Raw genomic sequence first — 15765 nt, forward strand, 5'->3', positions numbered from 1 at the left:
GGATGCGGGTCGCCGTGCTGGCCCCGATCGCCTGGCGCACCCCGCCGGCGGACTACGGACCGTGGGAGCAGGTCGCGAGCCTGCTGACGGAGGGCCTCGTCAGCGCCGGGGTCGAGGTGACGCTGTTCGCGACCGGCGACTCGCGCACCACTGCCGCCCTCGACTGGGTCGCCCCGAGAGGGTACGAGGTGGACCGTGCCCTGGACGGCCGGGTCTGGGAGGCGCTGCACGTGTCCCACGCCCTGGGCCGAGCGGCCGACTTCGACCTCGTGCACAACCACCTCGACTGGCTCCCGTTGGCGTTCGCCGAGCACTGGCCGGTCCCGCTGCTCACGACGATCCACGGGTTCTCGGGTCCGGGGATCCTGCCGGCCTACCAGCGCGCCGGCGGTCCCTACGTGTCGATCTCCGACGCCGACCGGAGTCCGCAGCTCTCCTACGTCGCCACCGTGCACCACGGAGTGGACCCGGACCAGCTGCCATTCTCCGCTACCGGCGGCGACGACCTGGTCTGCCTCGGCCGCATCCACCCGGACAAGGGCACCGCGGAGGCCATCGACATCGCGCAGCGCGCGGGACGCCGGCTCGTCATCTGCGGGATCGTCCACGACCACAGCTACTTCCGGGAGCACGTCCTGCCTCGGGTCGACGACGAGCGGGTGGTCTACCTGGGCTCGGTCGGGCCGCGGGAGAGGGCCGAGGTGCTGGGCAGGTCAGCCGCTCTCCTGCACCCGGTCGCCTTCGACGAGCCCTTCGGGCTGGCGGTGGTGGAGTCGATGATGTGCGGCACCCCGGTGGTCGCCTTCGACCGGGGCGCCATGCCCGAGGTGGTCGACGAGGGCGTGACCGGGTACGTGGTCGCCGACACGGACGAGGCGGTCGCAGCCGTCGCCCGGGCCGCCGCGCTGGACCGGGCGGTCTGTCACGACGTCGCAGCGAAAAGGTTCTCGGCACAGCGCATGGTCCACGACTACCTTGAGGTGTATGAGCGTGTCCTCTCCGCTGCATCGAGCTGAGATCCTCCGCAGGCTCGCCAACAACCCGATCCTCTCGGCCCGGGACTGGCCCTACACGGTCAACTCGGTGATGAATGCCGGTGCCACCCTCGTCGACGGCCAGACCGTGCTGCTGTGCCGTGTCGAGGACCGGCGCGGTTTCAGCCACCTCAGCGTCGCCCGCTCCGACGACGGCATCAGCAAGTGGCGGATCGACCCGAAGCCTTTCCTCTCGCCGTCCCCGTCGCACGCCGCCGAGTCCTGGGGAGTCGAGGACCCCAGGGTCAGCAGGGTGGACGAGCTCGGGGCCTGGGTCGTCTGCTACACCTCCTACGGGCCCACCGGGCCGTCGGTGTCCATCGCGCTGACGACCGACTTCAGGACGCACACCCCACTGGGCATGATCTGCTCCCCCGAGGACAAGAACGCCGCCCTGCTCCCCCGCCGGGTCGACGGCACCTTCGTCCTCTACCACCGGCCCCGCACCGTCACCGACGGCCACGCCGACATCTGGGTGTCCCGGTCGCCCGACCTCAAGAGCTGGATGGGGCCCCATCCCGTGCTGGCGGCGCGGCCGGGCATGTGGGACAGCGACCGGGTGGGGATGGGTCCACCTCCGATGGAGACCCCGGACGGCTGGCTCTGCCTCTACCACGGCGTCCGGGTCACCGTGTCGGGTCAGATCTACCGGATGGGCCTGGCGCTGATCGACCTCGAGGACCCCACGAGGGTCCTGCGCCGGACCGACGAATGGGTGATGGGGCCGAGCGAGCCCTACGAGCTGGCCGGTGACGTGCCGAACGTCGTCTTCCCCTGTGGCTGGGTGCAGCACGACAACGGCCTGGTCCGCGTCTACTACGGCGCGGCGGACACGGCCATCGCGGCAGCCGACACCACGGTCGACGAGATGCTCGACCTGGTGACGTCCTCGCCGGACGCCACCGCCGCTGGCGGTCAGCGCTGACCCTCAGCGCAGACTGCCTGCGCCCTTGACCAGGAAGGCGGTCGCGGAGTCCGGCGTGCGCAGCTCGTCGGCGTCGTCGTCCTCGATGCGGAAGCCGGCGCGCTTGCTGAGCCGTTCGACCAGCTCGACGAAGTCGAGCGAGTCCAGCTCCAGGGTCTGCCGCAGGTCCTCGTCACCGCCCAGGCTCGCGAGGCTCGCGTCCGGGACGATCTCCCGCAGCGTGCTCTCCAGGATGGCCCGTGCCTCGTCTGGTGTCATAGCTCCTCCGGTTTCTGCAGCAAGGTGTCGACGGACTTGAGGAACCGGGCGCCGGTGGCGCCGTCGGTGGCGCGGTGGTCACCGGCCAGGGTCGCGGTGACCAGGGGCCGGACCCCGAGCAACCCGTCGACGGCCCAAGGCCGTTCGACGACGGTGCCGAAGCCGACCAGGGCCACCTGCGGTGGGTAGATGACCCCCTGGACGCTCTCGACCCCCTGCTCCCCCAGGTTGGACAGCGTGATGCTGGGCACCGCCAGCTCCGAGCCCCGCAGTCGGCCCTTGCGGGCCCGGCGGGTGAGGTCACGGATGGCGGCCATCATCTCGACGACGGACAGCGTGTCTGCCTCGGCGATCGCGGGGACCAGCAGACCACCGCCGCGCAGAGACACGATGAAGCCGAGGCGCACCTCGGCGGCCGGCTCGAACCCGTCGTCGCCCCAGTGGCCGTTCAGCTCCGGGACCTGCCTGGCGGCGCGCGCGGCCGCGGCGAACATCAGGGCCGCGGGCACGAGGCGGTCGCTGACGTCCAGCTCGCGGTTGCGCTCTCGCATCCACGCCAGGGCCGCGAGCAGGTCGATGGTGCTGCTCAGGTAGTAGTGCGGGATCTCCTGGTTGGAGCGGCTCATCAGGGCGGCGATGGCGGCGCGCATGTCGAGCGCGCGGGCGCGCCCGCCGTCACTCGCAGCCGCAGGAACCCCGGCCCCCGTAGGAGCCTCGGCTGCCGCAGGAACCTGCACCACGGTCGGAACCTCGGCCGGGGGTGGCGGCCGCAGGGTCTGCCCGACGCCCGCCGCCGGTGGGGTGGTCGACGCAGCCATCGCGGCGCGGACGTCGGCGGCCCGGACGCTCCCGCCGGCGCCGGTCCCGGACAGCACGCCGAGGTCGATCCCCTGTTCGGCCGCGAGCCGGCGCGCCAACGGTGAGACGCGCTGCCGTGCAGGCGGGCGGGCAGCCGCGCGCTCCAGGTCGTCGCGCGTCACCGCACCGTCTGGACCGGTGCCGGCGATGCGGGCGATGTCGAGGCCCAGCTCGCGCGCGCGGTGCCGGAGGACCGGCGACGGCGCCGGTGCCGGCACGTGCGCACGCTCGGGCACGGGCTCCGGCACGGGCACGGGCTCCGGCACCGGCTCGGGGTGGGGTGCCTTTCCGGGTCCGGACCGGCCGTTGCCGAGGACGGCGAGCACCTCGCCGACCGGCACTGTCTGCCCCTCTTCTACGAGGATCTCCTCGACCGTCCCCTCCTCGAAGGTCTCCACCTCGACGGCTGACTTCGGCGTCTCGACGACCGCGACGATGTCACCCCGGTGCACGGAGTCACCCACCTTGACGAGCCACTCGACGAGGATGCCCTCGTCCATGTCGGCGCCGAGGGAGGGCATGCAGAAGTCACCCATGCCGTCCCACCGCCTCAGCCATGCGTGCCCACCGCCCGCCTCGCGGCGTCGACGATGTCGGCCACCTGCGGCAGGGTCGCCTCCTCGAGGTGGTGCGCGTAGGGCACCGGCACCTCCACCGCCCCCACCCGCTCGACCGGTGCGTCGAGCTCGAAGAAGGCCTGCTCGCTCACTCGCGCGGAGATCTCCGCGGCCAGGCTGCCGGTGCGCCATGCCTCGTCCACGACGACGCAGCGGTGGGTGCGCGCCACCGAGCCGAGGATGGTGGCGTCATCGAGCGGTCGCAGCACCCGCAGGTCGACCACCTCGACGCTGACCCCTTCCTCGGCCAGGGCCTCCGCGGCCGTCAGGGCCTTGCCCACCGTGCCCCCGAAGGCCACCAGGGTCAGGTCCGTGCCGACCCTGCGGATGGCCGCTCGGTCGATGTCCACCGCGACGGGGTCGTCGGGGAGGTGACCGGAGACGTTGTACAGCGACCCGTGCTCGAAGATCAGCACGGGGTCGGGGTCCTGCAACGCCGGCCACAGCATCCCGCGGGCGTCCTCGAGCGTGGCGGGGGTCAGGACCCGCAGCCCGGGGATGTGGGCGTACCACCCCTCCAGGCTGTGGGAGTGCTGCGCCGCCAGCTGTCGACCCGCGCCAGTGGTCATGCGGATGACCAGGGGCACCGACAGCTGCCCACCTGACATGTGGCGCAGCGTCGCGGCGTTGTTGAGGATCTGGTCCAGCGCCAGGAGGCTGAAGTTCACCGTCATGATCTCGACGATGGGGCGAAGGCCGCGCAGCGCCGCGCCGATCCCCGCCCCGGTGAAGGCAGCCTCGGACAAGGGCGCGTCCCGCACGCGGTCCGGGCCGAACTCGTCGAGGAGTCCGAGGCTCACGGCGAAGGCGCCGCCGTACCGTCCGACGTCCTCACCCATCAGGAACACCCGGTCGTCCCGCCGCATCGCCTCACGGTGGGCTTCCCGGAGCGCCTCGCGGTACGTCGTGGTGGTCGGCCGAGCCGCCCCGCTCCTGCCGTCCTGGGAGGCCTTCGCGCTCTGGGCGTTCTGGGCGTTCTGGGCGTTCTTGCCGCCCTTGGCGTTCCGGCGGGTCGGCGTCCCCGCCCGGGTGCTCATCGGGCGCTCCCGACCGGCTCGCCCTCGGTGACGAGGTACCTGGTGAGGTCCTCGACCGGCTCGACCGGGGCTGCCTCGGCCGCCGCGACCGCCGCGGCGATCTCGTCGTCGATCTCGCCCTTCCACTGCTCGACCTGCGCACTGGTGACCGTGCCGTCGCGGGCGAGCTGCTCGGACAGCGCCGGGATGGGATCTGCCTTCTTCCACTCCTCCACCTCGGCCGGCTCGCGGTAGAGGTCGGGGTCGTACATCGAGTGGGCCCGGAAGCGGTAGGTGCGCAGCTCCAGGAAGCAGGGCAACCCGCTGTCCCGCACGTACTCGAGGGCTCGGGTCGCCGCCTCGCGGACCTGCGTGACGTCCATGCCGTCCACCGCCCACGAGACCATGCCGTATGCCGCGGCGCGCGCGGCGAGGTCGGTCTGGGCGTGTTCCAGCTCCAGCGCCGTGCCCATCGCGTAGCGGTTGTTCTCGCAGCAGAACAGCACGGGCAGGTGCCAGAGCGCAGCCAGGTTGGCGCTCTCGTGGAACTCGCCCTCCGCGAAGGCTCCGTCACCGAACAGGCACACCGTCACCGCCGGGCTGCCGGTCAGGTGGTCGGCCAGCGCCAGACCCACCGCCACCGGGAGGCCACCCGCCACGATCGCGTTGCCTCCGTAGAACCGGCGCGCCACGTCGAACAGGTGCATCGACCCGCCACGCCCACCGCTGCACCCGGTGGCCTTGCCGAGCATCTCGGCCATGATCGACGTCATCGGCACGCCCCGGGCGAGGGCGTGCCCGTGCTCGCGGTACGTCGAGATCACCGCGTCCTCGTCGGTCAGGGCGCCCACCACACCGACCGCGACCGCCTCCTCGCCGATGCACAGGTGGAGGAACCCACGGATCCGCGCGGCGCTGTAGAGCTCCGCGCACTTCTCCTCGAACCGGCGGATCCGGAGCATCTCGCGCAGCAGGCCGGAGGCCCCGGTCGGGGCGCTCATGACGGGCGCTCCATCGTCGAGAGGTCGCCCTCGGGCAGCCCGAGCTCGCGGGCCTTGAGCAGCCGCCGCATCACCTTGCCGCTGCGGGTGTGGGGCAGGTTCGGGTCGAAGGCGATCTCGCGCGGCGCGACCGAGCCGAGCCGGTGCCGGCCGAACGTGATGAGCTCGCGCTGGAGGGTGGGGGTCGGCTCGTAGCCCGGCTTGAGCGTGACGAAGGCCTTGACGATCTCGCCCGCGAGCGGGTCGGGCTTGCCGATCACCCCTGCCTCGGCCACGGCCGGGTGCTCCATCATGGCGCTCTCCACCTCGAACGGTCCGATCAGGTGGCCGGCTGACTTGATGAGGTCGTCGGCCCGCCCCACGAACCACAGGTAGCCGTCGGCGTCGACGCGGGCGAGGTCCCCACTGAGGTACCACCCGTCCACGAAGCACTGGTCGTAGCGGTCCGGGTCGTCGAGGTAGGTCCGGAACATCGACGGCCACCCCGGTCGCAGGGCCAGCTCCCCGATGTCATCGGGGTCGCTCGAGACGCGGACGTGTCCGTCGACGACCTCGGCCCGGCCGTCCGCGCCACGGGCCAGCACCGCCGCCGTGACGCCCGGCATCGGGCGGCCCATGGAGCCGGGACGGATCGGCATACCGGGGTAGTTGCTGACCATGATCGCGCCGGTCTCGGTCTGCCACCAGGTGTCGTGCACGGGGATGCCGAAGGCCTCCATGCCCCAGGTCACCGCCTCCGGGTTGAGCGGCTCCCCGACGCTGACCACGTGCCGCAGGGACGGGAAGGCGAACTCGTGGGCCACCTCGACCCCCAAGCGCATCAGCATCCGCAGCGCCGTCGGCGCCGTGTAGAAGACGGTGACCTGCTCGTCCTGCAGGATGCGGTACCACCGACGGGCGTCGAAGTCGGCCGAGTCCGTCACCACGGTGACGCCGCGGCACAGCGGACCGATGATCCCGTAGGAGGTGCCGGTGACCCAGCCGGGGTCGGCCGTGCACCAGTAGACGTCGCCGGGCCTGAGGTCCAGGGCGAACATGGCCGTGACGTAGTGGGCGAGGACGGCCTCGTGGACGTGCACCGCCCCCTTGGGCCGGCCCGTCGTGCCGCTGGTGAAGTGCAGCAGCGCGGGCTGGTCGGGGCGGGTGGCCACCACCTCGAAGCCGTCCCGGTCGAGCGTGGCGGTGGCGGCACGGACCACCGCGGCCCACGAGGTGGTCCCTGGCTGCTCGTCGACCGGGTCGACGAGCAGCACCGACTCCAGGTGTGGCAGCGAGTCGCGGTAGGGGGCGACCTTGCGCTCGTAGGAGAGCGTGTCGGTGACGAGGACGCGCACCCGACCCAGCGACAGCCGCTCGAACACCGGCTCCGGGCCGAAGGCGGGGAACAGCGGACAGTAGACGCCGCCGGCCTTGAGGGTCCCGAGGACGGTGAGGTAGAGCTCCGGCGACCGGGGCAGAAGGGTGCACACCCGGTCACCCGAGGTCAGCCCCAGCGACCGGAGCCCTACCGCGACCACGTCGCTGGCTCGCCGCAGCTCGGCATAGGTGAGCTCGGCCGTGCGCACCCCCCGATCGAGGAAGCGCAGCGCGACCACGTCGCGCAGCTCACCGTCGGCGTGCCGGTCGACTGCCTCGTGCGCCATGTTCAGGCCGCCTCCGGGCAGGCCGGCGAGGAGGCTCCGCGCCTCCTGCCAGGAGAAGCTCTCCCGGCGCTCCCGGTAGTCGCCCAGGAGCGGCGCGAACGAGGGCACGAAGTGGATCTCGGGATGGGGCGCGACCGGGTTGGCCGTCGGTGACGAGAGGTCGGTCATCTGCCCACGATGCACCGTGACCGAGGACGCCAGCAGGGACCAAAGGCACTGTCTCTCAAGGGCAGCCCGGAGGACGGTCCTCAGTGCCCGGGAGCAGGCACCACGACCACGGGCACGTCCGAGAGCTCGATGAGGGCCCTGGCCTGGCTGCCGACGTAGGGGTCGCCGCGCGCCCCGCGAGCCGACCTGCCGATGACGACGAGGTCTGCCCCGCACACCCGGGCCTCGTGCAGCACCGCCGGCACCACGTCACCCTCCAGGAGGAGCGCTGCCACCTCCACCCCGGCGGTGGTGGCGAGCGCGCTCATCCGGGTGAGCAGGGCCTCGCGCCCCCGGGCGACCCGGCCGTGGACGTGCGAGCGGGGCGTCGCCGCGGCCAGCGCCTCGGCCAGCTCGTGGTCCACCGCCACGTGGACGACCCGGAGCCTGGCGCCCAGGCCGGCCGAGAGGTACACGGCGAGCTTGGCCGCCGCCAGCGACGCCGGCGAGTCGTCCACCGCGACGAGGACCTGCGTGATCACCGCGGTCTCCCCTGGTCCGGGCCGGACCGGCCGCCGTGGCGCAGGCGGATGCCGTCGTCCAGCTCGGCCTGTTCGAGCACGAGCTCGAGGTCGCGCAGGGCCTCCTCGAGCTGCGGGAGCCAGCGCTGGTCCAGGGCGCGGAGGCGGCGCCGGGTGAGGCTCACCTCGGCGTCCAGCCGGCGGACGGCCTCCTCCGTGGCGGCGACCCGGGCCGCGGCCTCGACCATCGTCCAGGCCGCGGCACTGGCCGGCGCCAACGCCGCATTGCCCATCAGGCGTTCGGATTCCGTCCCCTCCCGGGACACCCGGACGTCGACGGGGTAGACCACTCCCATCGTGCTCGCCCAGTCCACCGTCACCGAGGCACTCTGCGGGGTCTGCGCCAGCCGCAGCGCGTCCTGTCCGCCCAGGACGGCCGCCCGGCGCAGCCACGTGGTCGCGTCCTGGCAGGCGGCCGACCACTCCTCGCGGTAGCGGTCGGCCAGGTTGAGCAGACGACGACGCTCCGGCACGAGGATGCGCAGCTTGCGGTCGAGCTGGTCGCGGCCGCGTCGGGCCGTGACCAGGCGACGACGCAGCCACAGGCGTCCCGCCCGACCGGGCGGGGCACCTCGGCCGGCCACGCGGCTCATCGCGAGTCCACGGCATACCGCTGGAGGAGCTCCGCAGGCAGCATGCCCAGCTCCCTGCGCGGGAGCACGCTGACGACCCGCCAACAGCGCTCGAGGGTGTCGTCGAGCGAGCGCCGCTCGCTGCGTCCCTGGTTGACCAGGTCCGCCTCGAGTCGCTCCTCGAACTGCAGGTAGAGCTGGTCTGTCGCACTCAGCCCTTCCGACCCCACGAGCTCGGCCAGCTCGCCCACGTCGCGGGCCTTGGCGAGCGCGGCCAACAGCTGGGCCGCGACCTCGATGTGGCCCTCCCGGGTGTGTCCCGCCCCCGCTCCGTTGCGCATGAGGCGGGACAGCGAGCCCAAGGGGTCGACCGGGGGGTAGACGCCCCGGGCGTGCGCCTCGCGGCTGAGGACGATCTGCCCCTCGGTGATGTAGCCGGTCAGGTCGGGCACGGGGTGGGTGATGTCGCCGGCCGGCATGGTCAGCACCGGCACCACGGTGACCGACCCCGGCAGGCCCTCGATGCGGCCGCACCGTTCGTAGAGGCTGGCGAGGTCGCTGTACAGGTATCCCGGGTAGGCCCGTCGTCCGGGCAGCTCCCCGCGCGCCGACGACACCTCGCGCAGCGCCTCCGCGTAGCTCGTCATGTCGGCGAGCACGACCAGCACGTGCCTGCCGAGGCTGAACGCGAGGTGCTCGGCCACGGTCAGCGCGATCCGCGGGGTGAGGATCCGCTCGATCACCGGGTCGTCGGCGGTGTTCAGCAGGAGCACCAGCTCACCGGCGGCCAGCCGTTCCTCCAGCACGTCGCGAACCGCATCGGCGTCGGCGTGCGTGATCCCCATGCCCGCGAACACCACCGAGAAGGCCTCACCGCCGGAGGTGGACTGCGCGGCCAGCTGCGCGGCGAGCTCGAGGTGGGGCAGCCCGGCGACGGAGAAGATCGGCAGCTTCTGGCCCCGGACGACCGTCGTGAGTGCGTCGATCGCCGAGATCCCGGTGAGCACCGGTTCGGCCGGAGAGACCCGCTGGGTCGGGTTGAGCGGGCTGCCGACGACGGCGGCCCGCTGTGGGGCGGAGATCGGCGGCCCGCCGTCGAGGGGCTCGCCCCTGCCGTTGCACACCCGCCCCAGCCAGCCGGGGCCGACGGGCACCTGCAGCGGGGTGCCCGAGAACACCACCCGCGTCGTCTCGGGGACGAGGTCGTCGGTGCCCTCCAGCACCTGGACGACGACGAGGTCGCGGTCGACCTCCAGCACCACCCCGTGCCGGTCGGGCTGCTGCCGCCCGTCGGAGCGGACCCGCACCTGGACGAACTCGTCCCAGCCGGTGCCCGACGACGCCGAAAGCACCAGCAGGGGCCCGTGGATCGCCGACACCCCCGCGTGCTCGACGCGCAGCTCGGCCGCACGGGCCGGGCCGGCGGTCACCGCAGACCCCGCAACAGGTCGAGCACGACCTGCTGCCGCTCGAGGACCGGGCCGGTCTGGTCGGGCGGACACGCCTCTGCCGCCCGCAGCACCACCGAGAAGTCCACCTCCTCGATCTCCGCAGCCGTCACGCCCTGGGCAACGAGCTCCTCGCACGTGTCCACGACCGCGAGCACCAGGTCGACCAGCGCGGCGGTCTTCGCCATCGAGCAGTGCGCATCGTGAGCCGAGAGGGCGCTCTGCTGGAGGACACCCTCGCGGAGCAGACGGCCGCCCAGGAGGACCACGCGCTCGTGGCCCGGCAGCGCGTTCACTCCCACCAGCGCGGCCAGGTCACCCAGCCGGTCGGCCTCCGCCAACAGGCTGACGGACCGGCTGCGCCGGACCGCCCAGTCGGGGTCGCCGTGGCCGGCGTGCCACACCCCCAGCTTGTCGACGTCGCGGGAGAAGGATCCGGACCAGCTGACTGCGGGGTAGTGCCGGGCGTAGGCCAGGTCCCGGTCCAACCCCCACACGGCCCGGACGAAGCGCTCGGTGTGCGCGGTGACCGGTTCGGTGAGGTCCCCACCCGGAGGCGAGACCGCGCCGATGATCGTCACCGACCCCTGCTGGTCGCCGAGGGTGGTCACGCGGCCGGCGCGCTCGTAGAAGGCCGCGAGCGCCGAGGGGAGCACCGCGGGGTACCCCTCCTCCGCCGGGAGCGCCCCGGAGCGGGAGCCGAACTCGCGCAGCGCCTCGGCCCACCGTGACGTCGAGTCGGCGATGACGACCACCTGGTAGCCCATGTCGCGGAAGTACTCCGCGACGGTGATGCCGCTGTAGATGCTCGCTTCCCGGGCCATCATGGGCATGTTCGACGTGTTGGCGATGATGACCGTGCGCTCCGCGAGCCGGCGACCGGTCGTGGGGTCGGCCAGCTCGCGCAGCTCGGACAGGACGTCGGCCATCTCGTTGCCGCGTTCGCCACACCCGATGTAGACGATCACCTCGGCAGTGCACCACTTGGCGATCTGTTGCAGGAGAACGGTTTTCCCGGTCCCGAACCCCCCGGGCACCGCCACCGTGCTCCCCTGGGTCACCGGGAACAGGGCGTCGAGCACCCGTTGACCGGTGAGCAGCGGCTCGGCTGCCTCGAGTCGCTCGCGCACGGGCCGCGGCCGGCGCACCGGCCAGTCCTCGATGCCCAGCACCGGTATCCCGTCCACCGAGGCGAGCGCTTCGTCGACGCGCCGGGTCCCCGCGGGGGCCACCCACTCCACCGTCCCGCCGAGGCCCGGGGGCACCAGCACGCGGTGCTCCAACGGCCCCCCGTCCGGGAGGATGCCCAGGATCTCGCCGGCGGACACGCGGGCTCCCGCTGCCACCCGCGGGGCCCACTGCACATCCACCGGGGCGGCGCCGGCTCGCGAGGCGTCCGTGGTCAGCCAGGTGGGGGCGTCGAGCAGCGGGCGGAGCAGCCCGTCGAACACTCCACCGAGCAGGTGCGGGCCCAGCCGCGCCGACAGGGGGCGCCCGAGGGCGGAGGCCGGGTCGCCCACCGCGAGACCACCGGTGTACTCGTACGCCTGGACCGTCGCCACCGGCCCCCGCAGGGCAACCACCTCACCCGGTATGCCGTGCGCGCCCAGCGCGACCACCTCCGACATCGCCACGTCGGACAGTCCCCGGACCTCCACCAGGGGGCCGCTCACCCGCGCCACCGCGGGGCCAGCACTCACGAGGCGGTCCACAGCTCCCCCAGGGCGAGCTGGTCCACGGCGCTGTCCGCCAGGGCGGCCACGGAGGCGGAGATGGTCTGCCCGTCGTCCGACACCGCCTCGAGCCCGCCGTCGGCGGTGGGCCGGATGGTGACCGAGCCGCCGAGCCGGCTTCGCAGGAGGGCCTCCAGACGGCTGCGCCGGCCCGGCCGGTCGAGGACCTCGGAGACGGTCCGACGGGCGGCTGCGCCCACCTCCTGGTGGGTCGCGGCCTGGGCCGCCAGGAGCCGGGCGCGAGACCGGCGACGCGCCCTGGCCAGCTCCGCCGCAGCCAGGGTCTCGCCCTCGGCCCACCCTCGCTCGGCGGCGGTCCGCACCTCCTCCTCGACCTGGCGCCGGCCGGCCTCGAGCGCCGCGCGGCCCTCGTCCTCCGCTCCCTGCACCAGCGAGGCGGCCTCCAGCCGCGCACGCCGCAGCAGCTCCTCGACCAACGGCTCGAGGGCGGAGCGTGGTGCGGTCAGGGTCGTCACGAGGGCAGCACCGCCGTCAGGGGACTTCCCGGGCTGAGTCGCTCGGACCCCAGGACCTCGGCCGCCGAGTCCGTGAGCACGACCAGCCCCGCGTCGTGGAGGTCGGCCCAGCCCTGCCAGACCTCCTGCGGAGTCGTCACGACCCGGATCCGCACACCGACGAGGCGCAGCCCGGCCAGCGCCACCTCGTCACCGAGGGCGGCGACGTCGAGCTCGCCGCGACGGGACCCGCGCGTCGTCATGCGTGGCCGATCAGGATGACGGACACGATCAGCCCGTAGATCGCGATCCCCTCGGCCAGCCCCACGATGACCATGGCGCGGCCGAACAGCTCGGGTCGCTCGCTGATCGCCGCGAGAGCTGCCGAGCCGGTGTAGGCCACGGCGATGGCGGCCCCGATCGACGACCCGGCGACGGCGATGGCTGCCCCGATCAGGGCCGAGCCGTTGGCGGCAGCAGGCTGCGCCGCGGCTGCCAGCTGGGCGACGGTGCCCGGTTCCGTGGCGTGCGCCGGGCCGGCCCGGCTGGCGAGCACCACCATGGCCAGCGCCGCCACCAGCAGGGCGCCATTGACCAGGGGCAGCCAGCGAAGCCGCCGGCCTCCGTGGCGCAGGACCAGGTACGTCGACGTGCTGACGACCGCGATCGCCGGAAGAGTGACAACCCAGCTGGTCATGCGACCTCCTCGGTGGTGATGGGGATGTGCCAGGGGCGGAACGGCACGCCCTCGCTGTCGAAGACCCGCGAGAACAGCTCGTAGTACTCCAGGCGCAGGGCCTGGATGGCGGCGACGAGACCCTCCAGGGCGAAGGTCACCGCGTTGCCCACGAGGAACAGGACGACCGCCCCCACCAGCGCGAAACCACCGCGCGACCAGAGTCCGGTCGTCCCGTCCCAGACCACCGCACCCAGGGCGGCGTGGGTCAGGCCGAAGGCCGCCAGCCGGGCGAAGCTCACCAGGTTCGACCCCAGCCGGACGACCAGGTCGAAGAGCTCGACCGCCGCCTCGACGGCGCCTGCCGCACCGCCGCCCCCCGCGGCCAGCAACCCGGCATACGAGGCGGTCAGCCCGGCTGCGGCGAGCACCACCGCTGCGCCCACCAGCGCCCCCACCCCGAGGTAGAGGCCCGAGGCGAGACAGACCAGGGCCAGGAAGAGCGTCGCCCCCGCGAGTCCGGACGGGGCGTAGACGGCCCGCCGCCACCCGCCTTCACGGAAGCGGTTGACGCTGCCGAGCGCGTAGGCGCCGGCGAGCAGCACGCCCCCCACGACCACGCTGGCCGTGATCAGCTCGATCGGGCTCTGCAACGGTTCCAGCCAGAGCACCGGGAGGACGCCGGTCGGCCCGAAGAACTCGCCGTAGAGGGCCCCGAAGACGATGCTCATCAGGCCGGCCCCGGCGAGGAACAGCCAGACGGGTCGCGCCGGGCGCATCCAGGCCGAAGGACGCCAGCGCACCACCAGCGCGGCAGCCAGGAGCAGCAGCCCGTGGCCTGCGTCGGCGAACATCATGCCGAACATCACGACGTAGGCGAGCCCGGCGAGCAGGGAGGGGTTCAGGTCGGCGTAGGGCACCGTGGCATAGGTCTCGACGAGCGGGGCGAAGTCCCGGGACCCGGCGCGGTCGCTGAGCAGCGTCGGCGGTTGCAGCCCGCGCGGCGCCACCAGCGGCACGACGGCGCCGCCGTGTCCCGCGACCCGGTCGGCCAGCACCGGCAGCCGGTCCACCGGCGCCCAGCCCACGAGGGCGGAGACACCGTCGCGGGTGAGGGCCTGGGTCATCCGCTGCTCGACCGCGGCCTCCCCCGCGATGAGGTCCAGGCGTCCCATCCGCTCGCACCGGTCCAGGTCGGGTGACCGGGTCGAGAGGGTCGGGGGGAGCTCGGCCCGCACCCGCAGCCTGAGGAGCCGCTCCGCCGCTGCCCCGTGGCCGGCCTCGCCGTCCCCTTCCGGCTCCTCGAGCTGGACGCAGCCCTCGTCCGCGGCCTGCACGAGCACGTCGCGCAGGCTGTCACTGCAGGCGGCGAGGGCCACTCGCTGCATCGCCGCCGGTTCGAGGGTGTCACGCCACCGCATCTGCGTCCTCCCCTGCTTCCCCGCCACGAGCGGCCAGCTCCAGGGCGGCCCGCACCCGCCAGGCGTCCGCACCGAGCAGGCCGACAGCACCCACGAGCACGGCACGACCCGGCATGCTGCGGGCCACCAGGGTGGACGCGTCATGGTCCAGCCGGCTCCACCAGCGCGCTTCGGCGCGCCAGAGGTCCTCGGGCCGGTCGACGTCCGCGAGGGCCCACCGGGCCTGCCGCGGCAGGGCCGCCGCCAGCTCGGCGAGACCGGTCGCGGACACGGCCGGCCACCCGACCACCCGGGCGGCCGCCACCCGACAGGCCTCCGGGAGGTGTCCACGGCCGGAGCCCAGCTCCCGGGCCAGCAGGAGGGCGACCTCACCGGCGGTCCACTCCTGCGCCTCCGGCACGACCGAGACGAGCCGGTCGGCGGCGACCGCCTGCATCGAGAGGCCGATGGTCCGTGTCCCGTCGTCCCCCGGGTCGCCCCAGGGTGAGGTCGCGAGCACCTGGCGCAGCTCGGAGGCGTCCTTCGTCAGCGCGAGCCGCGACCAGGCGGTGCCCAGGCCACCGAGCTGGTATGCCGCCGCAACCGGGCGCCCCGCGAGCGCCTCGCGGTGGCGGAGGGTGTTGGCGATCTCCAGCCTGGTCACCATGGCGCGGAGGATGCCGACTCCCTCACGGGGCGCCCACCCGGCGAGGACCCGCAGGTTCCAGACCATCGTGTCCACGACCGCGTGCTGCGCTTCGGCCAGGCCCTGGCCGGGACGCACGCGGTCGCCATAGGTCGTGGTGGCCAGGGTCTCCACGGCCTCGGCCAGCGACCCGAGCCGGGCGAGCTGGGTCGTCCCCCGCGCTCCGAGCCGGCGGCTGGTCATGGCTCGTGCGCGGACGCTCACCGCCACCCAGCCGACGCTCACGACGACGCGCCGCCGGACTGGACCGGGCCCTGCGGACCGGAGGCGAGGAGGGCCTCCACCGAAGCGGCGACCTGCTCACGGTAGGACGGCAGACGGTCCTCCAGCCGGCGGTGCAGGGCGTCGAGCTGGGCGTCCGTGACGACGCCCAGTCGCTCGGCCTCCGGGCCGGCCTCGGCCTGGCGCTGGACCTTCGCGGCAGCCCGGGCCGTGGCCGCCCGGGCGTCCGACGAGGCGAGCAGCTGTCGGAGCCCAGTGTCGTCGCGGGCGTGGATCTGCGCCGCGTGCCGCCGGCCCTCCTCCACGGTGGCGCGGCAGTCGGCCAAGGTCGACGCCAGGCTGGCGAAGACGGGCTCGAGCTCCTCGGCCAGCGCCCGCTCGCGGTCCGCGGGGACGCCGGCCCGCGTCGCGGAGCCGGGGCTGCCGAGTGGGCGGAACCGGTACAGCAGGTCACGAACGCGGGGCACGGCTGA

The 15765-nt window shown here is 73.6% G+C and carries 17 protein-coding genes; 2 read left to right on the forward strand and 15 right to left on the reverse strand.

Translation table 11 applies throughout. The annotated features are described in order from the left end of the window. The first annotated feature begins 2 nt into the window (after window positions 1–2). Together ABD262_RS16720 and ABD262_RS16725 are read left to right on the forward strand one after the other, a co-directional pair. Window positions 3–1016, forward strand: coding sequence for a glycosyltransferase family 4 protein (locus tag ABD262_RS16720; RefSeq protein WP_344138667.1), 1014 nt, complete (start codon window positions 3–5; stop codon window positions 1014–1016). After that, complete coding sequence (locus ABD262_RS16725; RefSeq protein ID WP_344138669.1) at window positions 985–1959, forward strand: glycoside hydrolase family 130 protein; 975 nt, start codon at window positions 985–987, stop codon at window positions 1957–1959. Before ABD262_RS16720 ends, ABD262_RS16725 begins: the two co-directional genes overlap by 32 nt. A 3-nt stretch (window positions 1960–1962) precedes the next feature. Here the strand turns inward: ABD262_RS16725 and ABD262_RS16730 are convergent, their stop codons facing one another. The 15 genes from ABD262_RS16730 to ABD262_RS16800 form a co-directional block, all read right to left on the reverse strand. After that, on the reverse strand, window positions 1963–2217 hold the full coding sequence (locus tag ABD262_RS16730) for an acyl carrier protein (protein WP_344138671.1): 255 nt from the start codon (window positions 2215–2217) through the stop codon (window positions 1963–1965). Then, window positions 2214–3596: a dihydrolipoamide acetyltransferase family protein gene (locus tag ABD262_RS16735; protein ID WP_344138673.1), complete on the reverse strand. Its 1383-nt coding sequence runs from the start codon at window positions 3594–3596 to the stop codon at window positions 2214–2216. The genes ABD262_RS16730 and ABD262_RS16735 overlap by 4 nt, the downstream gene beginning before the upstream one ends. 29 nt (window positions 3597–3625) lie before the next feature. Further along, window positions 3626–4729 carry an alpha-ketoacid dehydrogenase subunit beta gene (locus ABD262_RS16740; RefSeq protein ID WP_344138675.1) on the reverse strand — a complete coding sequence of 368 codons (1104 nt, stop codon included), beginning with the start codon at window positions 4727–4729 and terminating at the stop codon, window positions 3626–3628. Next, the gene (gene pdhA, locus ABD262_RS16745) at window positions 4726–5709 is read right to left on the reverse strand and encodes a pyruvate dehydrogenase (acetyl-transferring) E1 component subunit alpha (protein ID WP_344138676.1); all 984 of its coding nucleotides are present in this window, start codon (window positions 5707–5709) and stop codon (window positions 4726–4728) included. The genes ABD262_RS16740 and pdhA overlap by 4 nt, the downstream gene beginning before the upstream one ends. Continuing rightward, window positions 5706–7520, reverse strand: a complete 1815-nt coding sequence (acsA, locus tag ABD262_RS16750; RefSeq protein ID WP_344138677.1) for an acetate--CoA ligase — start codon at window positions 7518–7520, stop codon at window positions 5706–5708. The genes pdhA and acsA overlap by 4 nt, the downstream gene beginning before the upstream one ends. Window positions 7521–7600: 80 nt before the next feature. Next, window positions 7601–8041, reverse strand: coding sequence for a universal stress protein (locus ABD262_RS16755; RefSeq protein WP_344138679.1), 441 nt, complete (start codon window positions 8039–8041; stop codon window positions 7601–7603). After that, the gene (locus ABD262_RS16760) at window positions 8038–8673 is read right to left on the reverse strand and encodes a V-type ATP synthase subunit D (RefSeq protein ID WP_344138681.1); all 636 of its coding nucleotides are present in this window, start codon (window positions 8671–8673) and stop codon (window positions 8038–8040) included. Before ABD262_RS16760 ends, ABD262_RS16755 begins: the two co-directional genes overlap by 4 nt. Then, window positions 8670–10082: a V-type ATP synthase subunit B gene (locus ABD262_RS16765; RefSeq protein ID WP_344138683.1), complete on the reverse strand. Its 1413-nt coding sequence runs from the start codon at window positions 10080–10082 to the stop codon at window positions 8670–8672. Before ABD262_RS16765 ends, ABD262_RS16760 begins: the two co-directional genes overlap by 4 nt. Next, window positions 10079–11800, reverse strand: coding sequence for a V-type ATP synthase subunit A (locus ABD262_RS16770; protein ID WP_344138685.1), 1722 nt, complete (start codon window positions 11798–11800; stop codon window positions 10079–10081). Before ABD262_RS16770 ends, ABD262_RS16765 begins: the two co-directional genes overlap by 4 nt. Further along, complete coding sequence (locus ABD262_RS16775) at window positions 11797–12309, reverse strand: hypothetical protein (protein WP_344138687.1); 513 nt, start codon at window positions 12307–12309, stop codon at window positions 11797–11799. The genes ABD262_RS16770 and ABD262_RS16775 overlap by 4 nt, the downstream gene beginning before the upstream one ends. Further along, complete coding sequence (locus ABD262_RS16780) at window positions 12306–12551, reverse strand: hypothetical protein (RefSeq protein ID WP_344138689.1); 246 nt, start codon at window positions 12549–12551, stop codon at window positions 12306–12308. Before ABD262_RS16780 ends, ABD262_RS16775 begins: the two co-directional genes overlap by 4 nt. Then, window positions 12548–12985, reverse strand: a complete 438-nt coding sequence (locus ABD262_RS16785) for an ATP synthase subunit C (RefSeq protein ID WP_344138691.1) — start codon at window positions 12983–12985, stop codon at window positions 12548–12550. The genes ABD262_RS16780 and ABD262_RS16785 overlap by 4 nt, the downstream gene beginning before the upstream one ends. Then, on the reverse strand, window positions 12982–14385 hold the full coding sequence (locus ABD262_RS16790; protein ID WP_344138693.1) for a V-type ATPase 116kDa subunit family protein: 1404 nt from the start codon (window positions 14383–14385) through the stop codon (window positions 12982–12984). The genes ABD262_RS16785 and ABD262_RS16790 overlap by 4 nt, the downstream gene beginning before the upstream one ends. Continuing rightward, entirely contained in the window at window positions 14372–15253 is an 882-nt protein-coding gene (locus ABD262_RS16795) for a hypothetical protein (RefSeq protein WP_344138695.1), read from the reverse strand. Before ABD262_RS16795 ends, ABD262_RS16790 begins: the two co-directional genes overlap by 14 nt. 38 nt (window positions 15254–15291) lie before the next feature. Beyond that, window positions 15292–15759 (reverse strand): hypothetical protein, encoded by a 468-nt coding sequence (locus tag ABD262_RS16800; RefSeq protein ID WP_344138697.1) that lies wholly within the window; start codon window positions 15757–15759, stop codon window positions 15292–15294. Between the last annotated feature and the right edge of the window lie 6 nt (window positions 15760–15765).

It is taken from the genome of Pedococcus bigeumensis, assembly GCF_039531795.1.
In the GTDB taxonomy this organism is placed as follows: Bacteria; Actinomycetota; Actinomycetes; order Actinomycetales; family Dermatophilaceae; genus Pedococcus; species Pedococcus bigeumensis.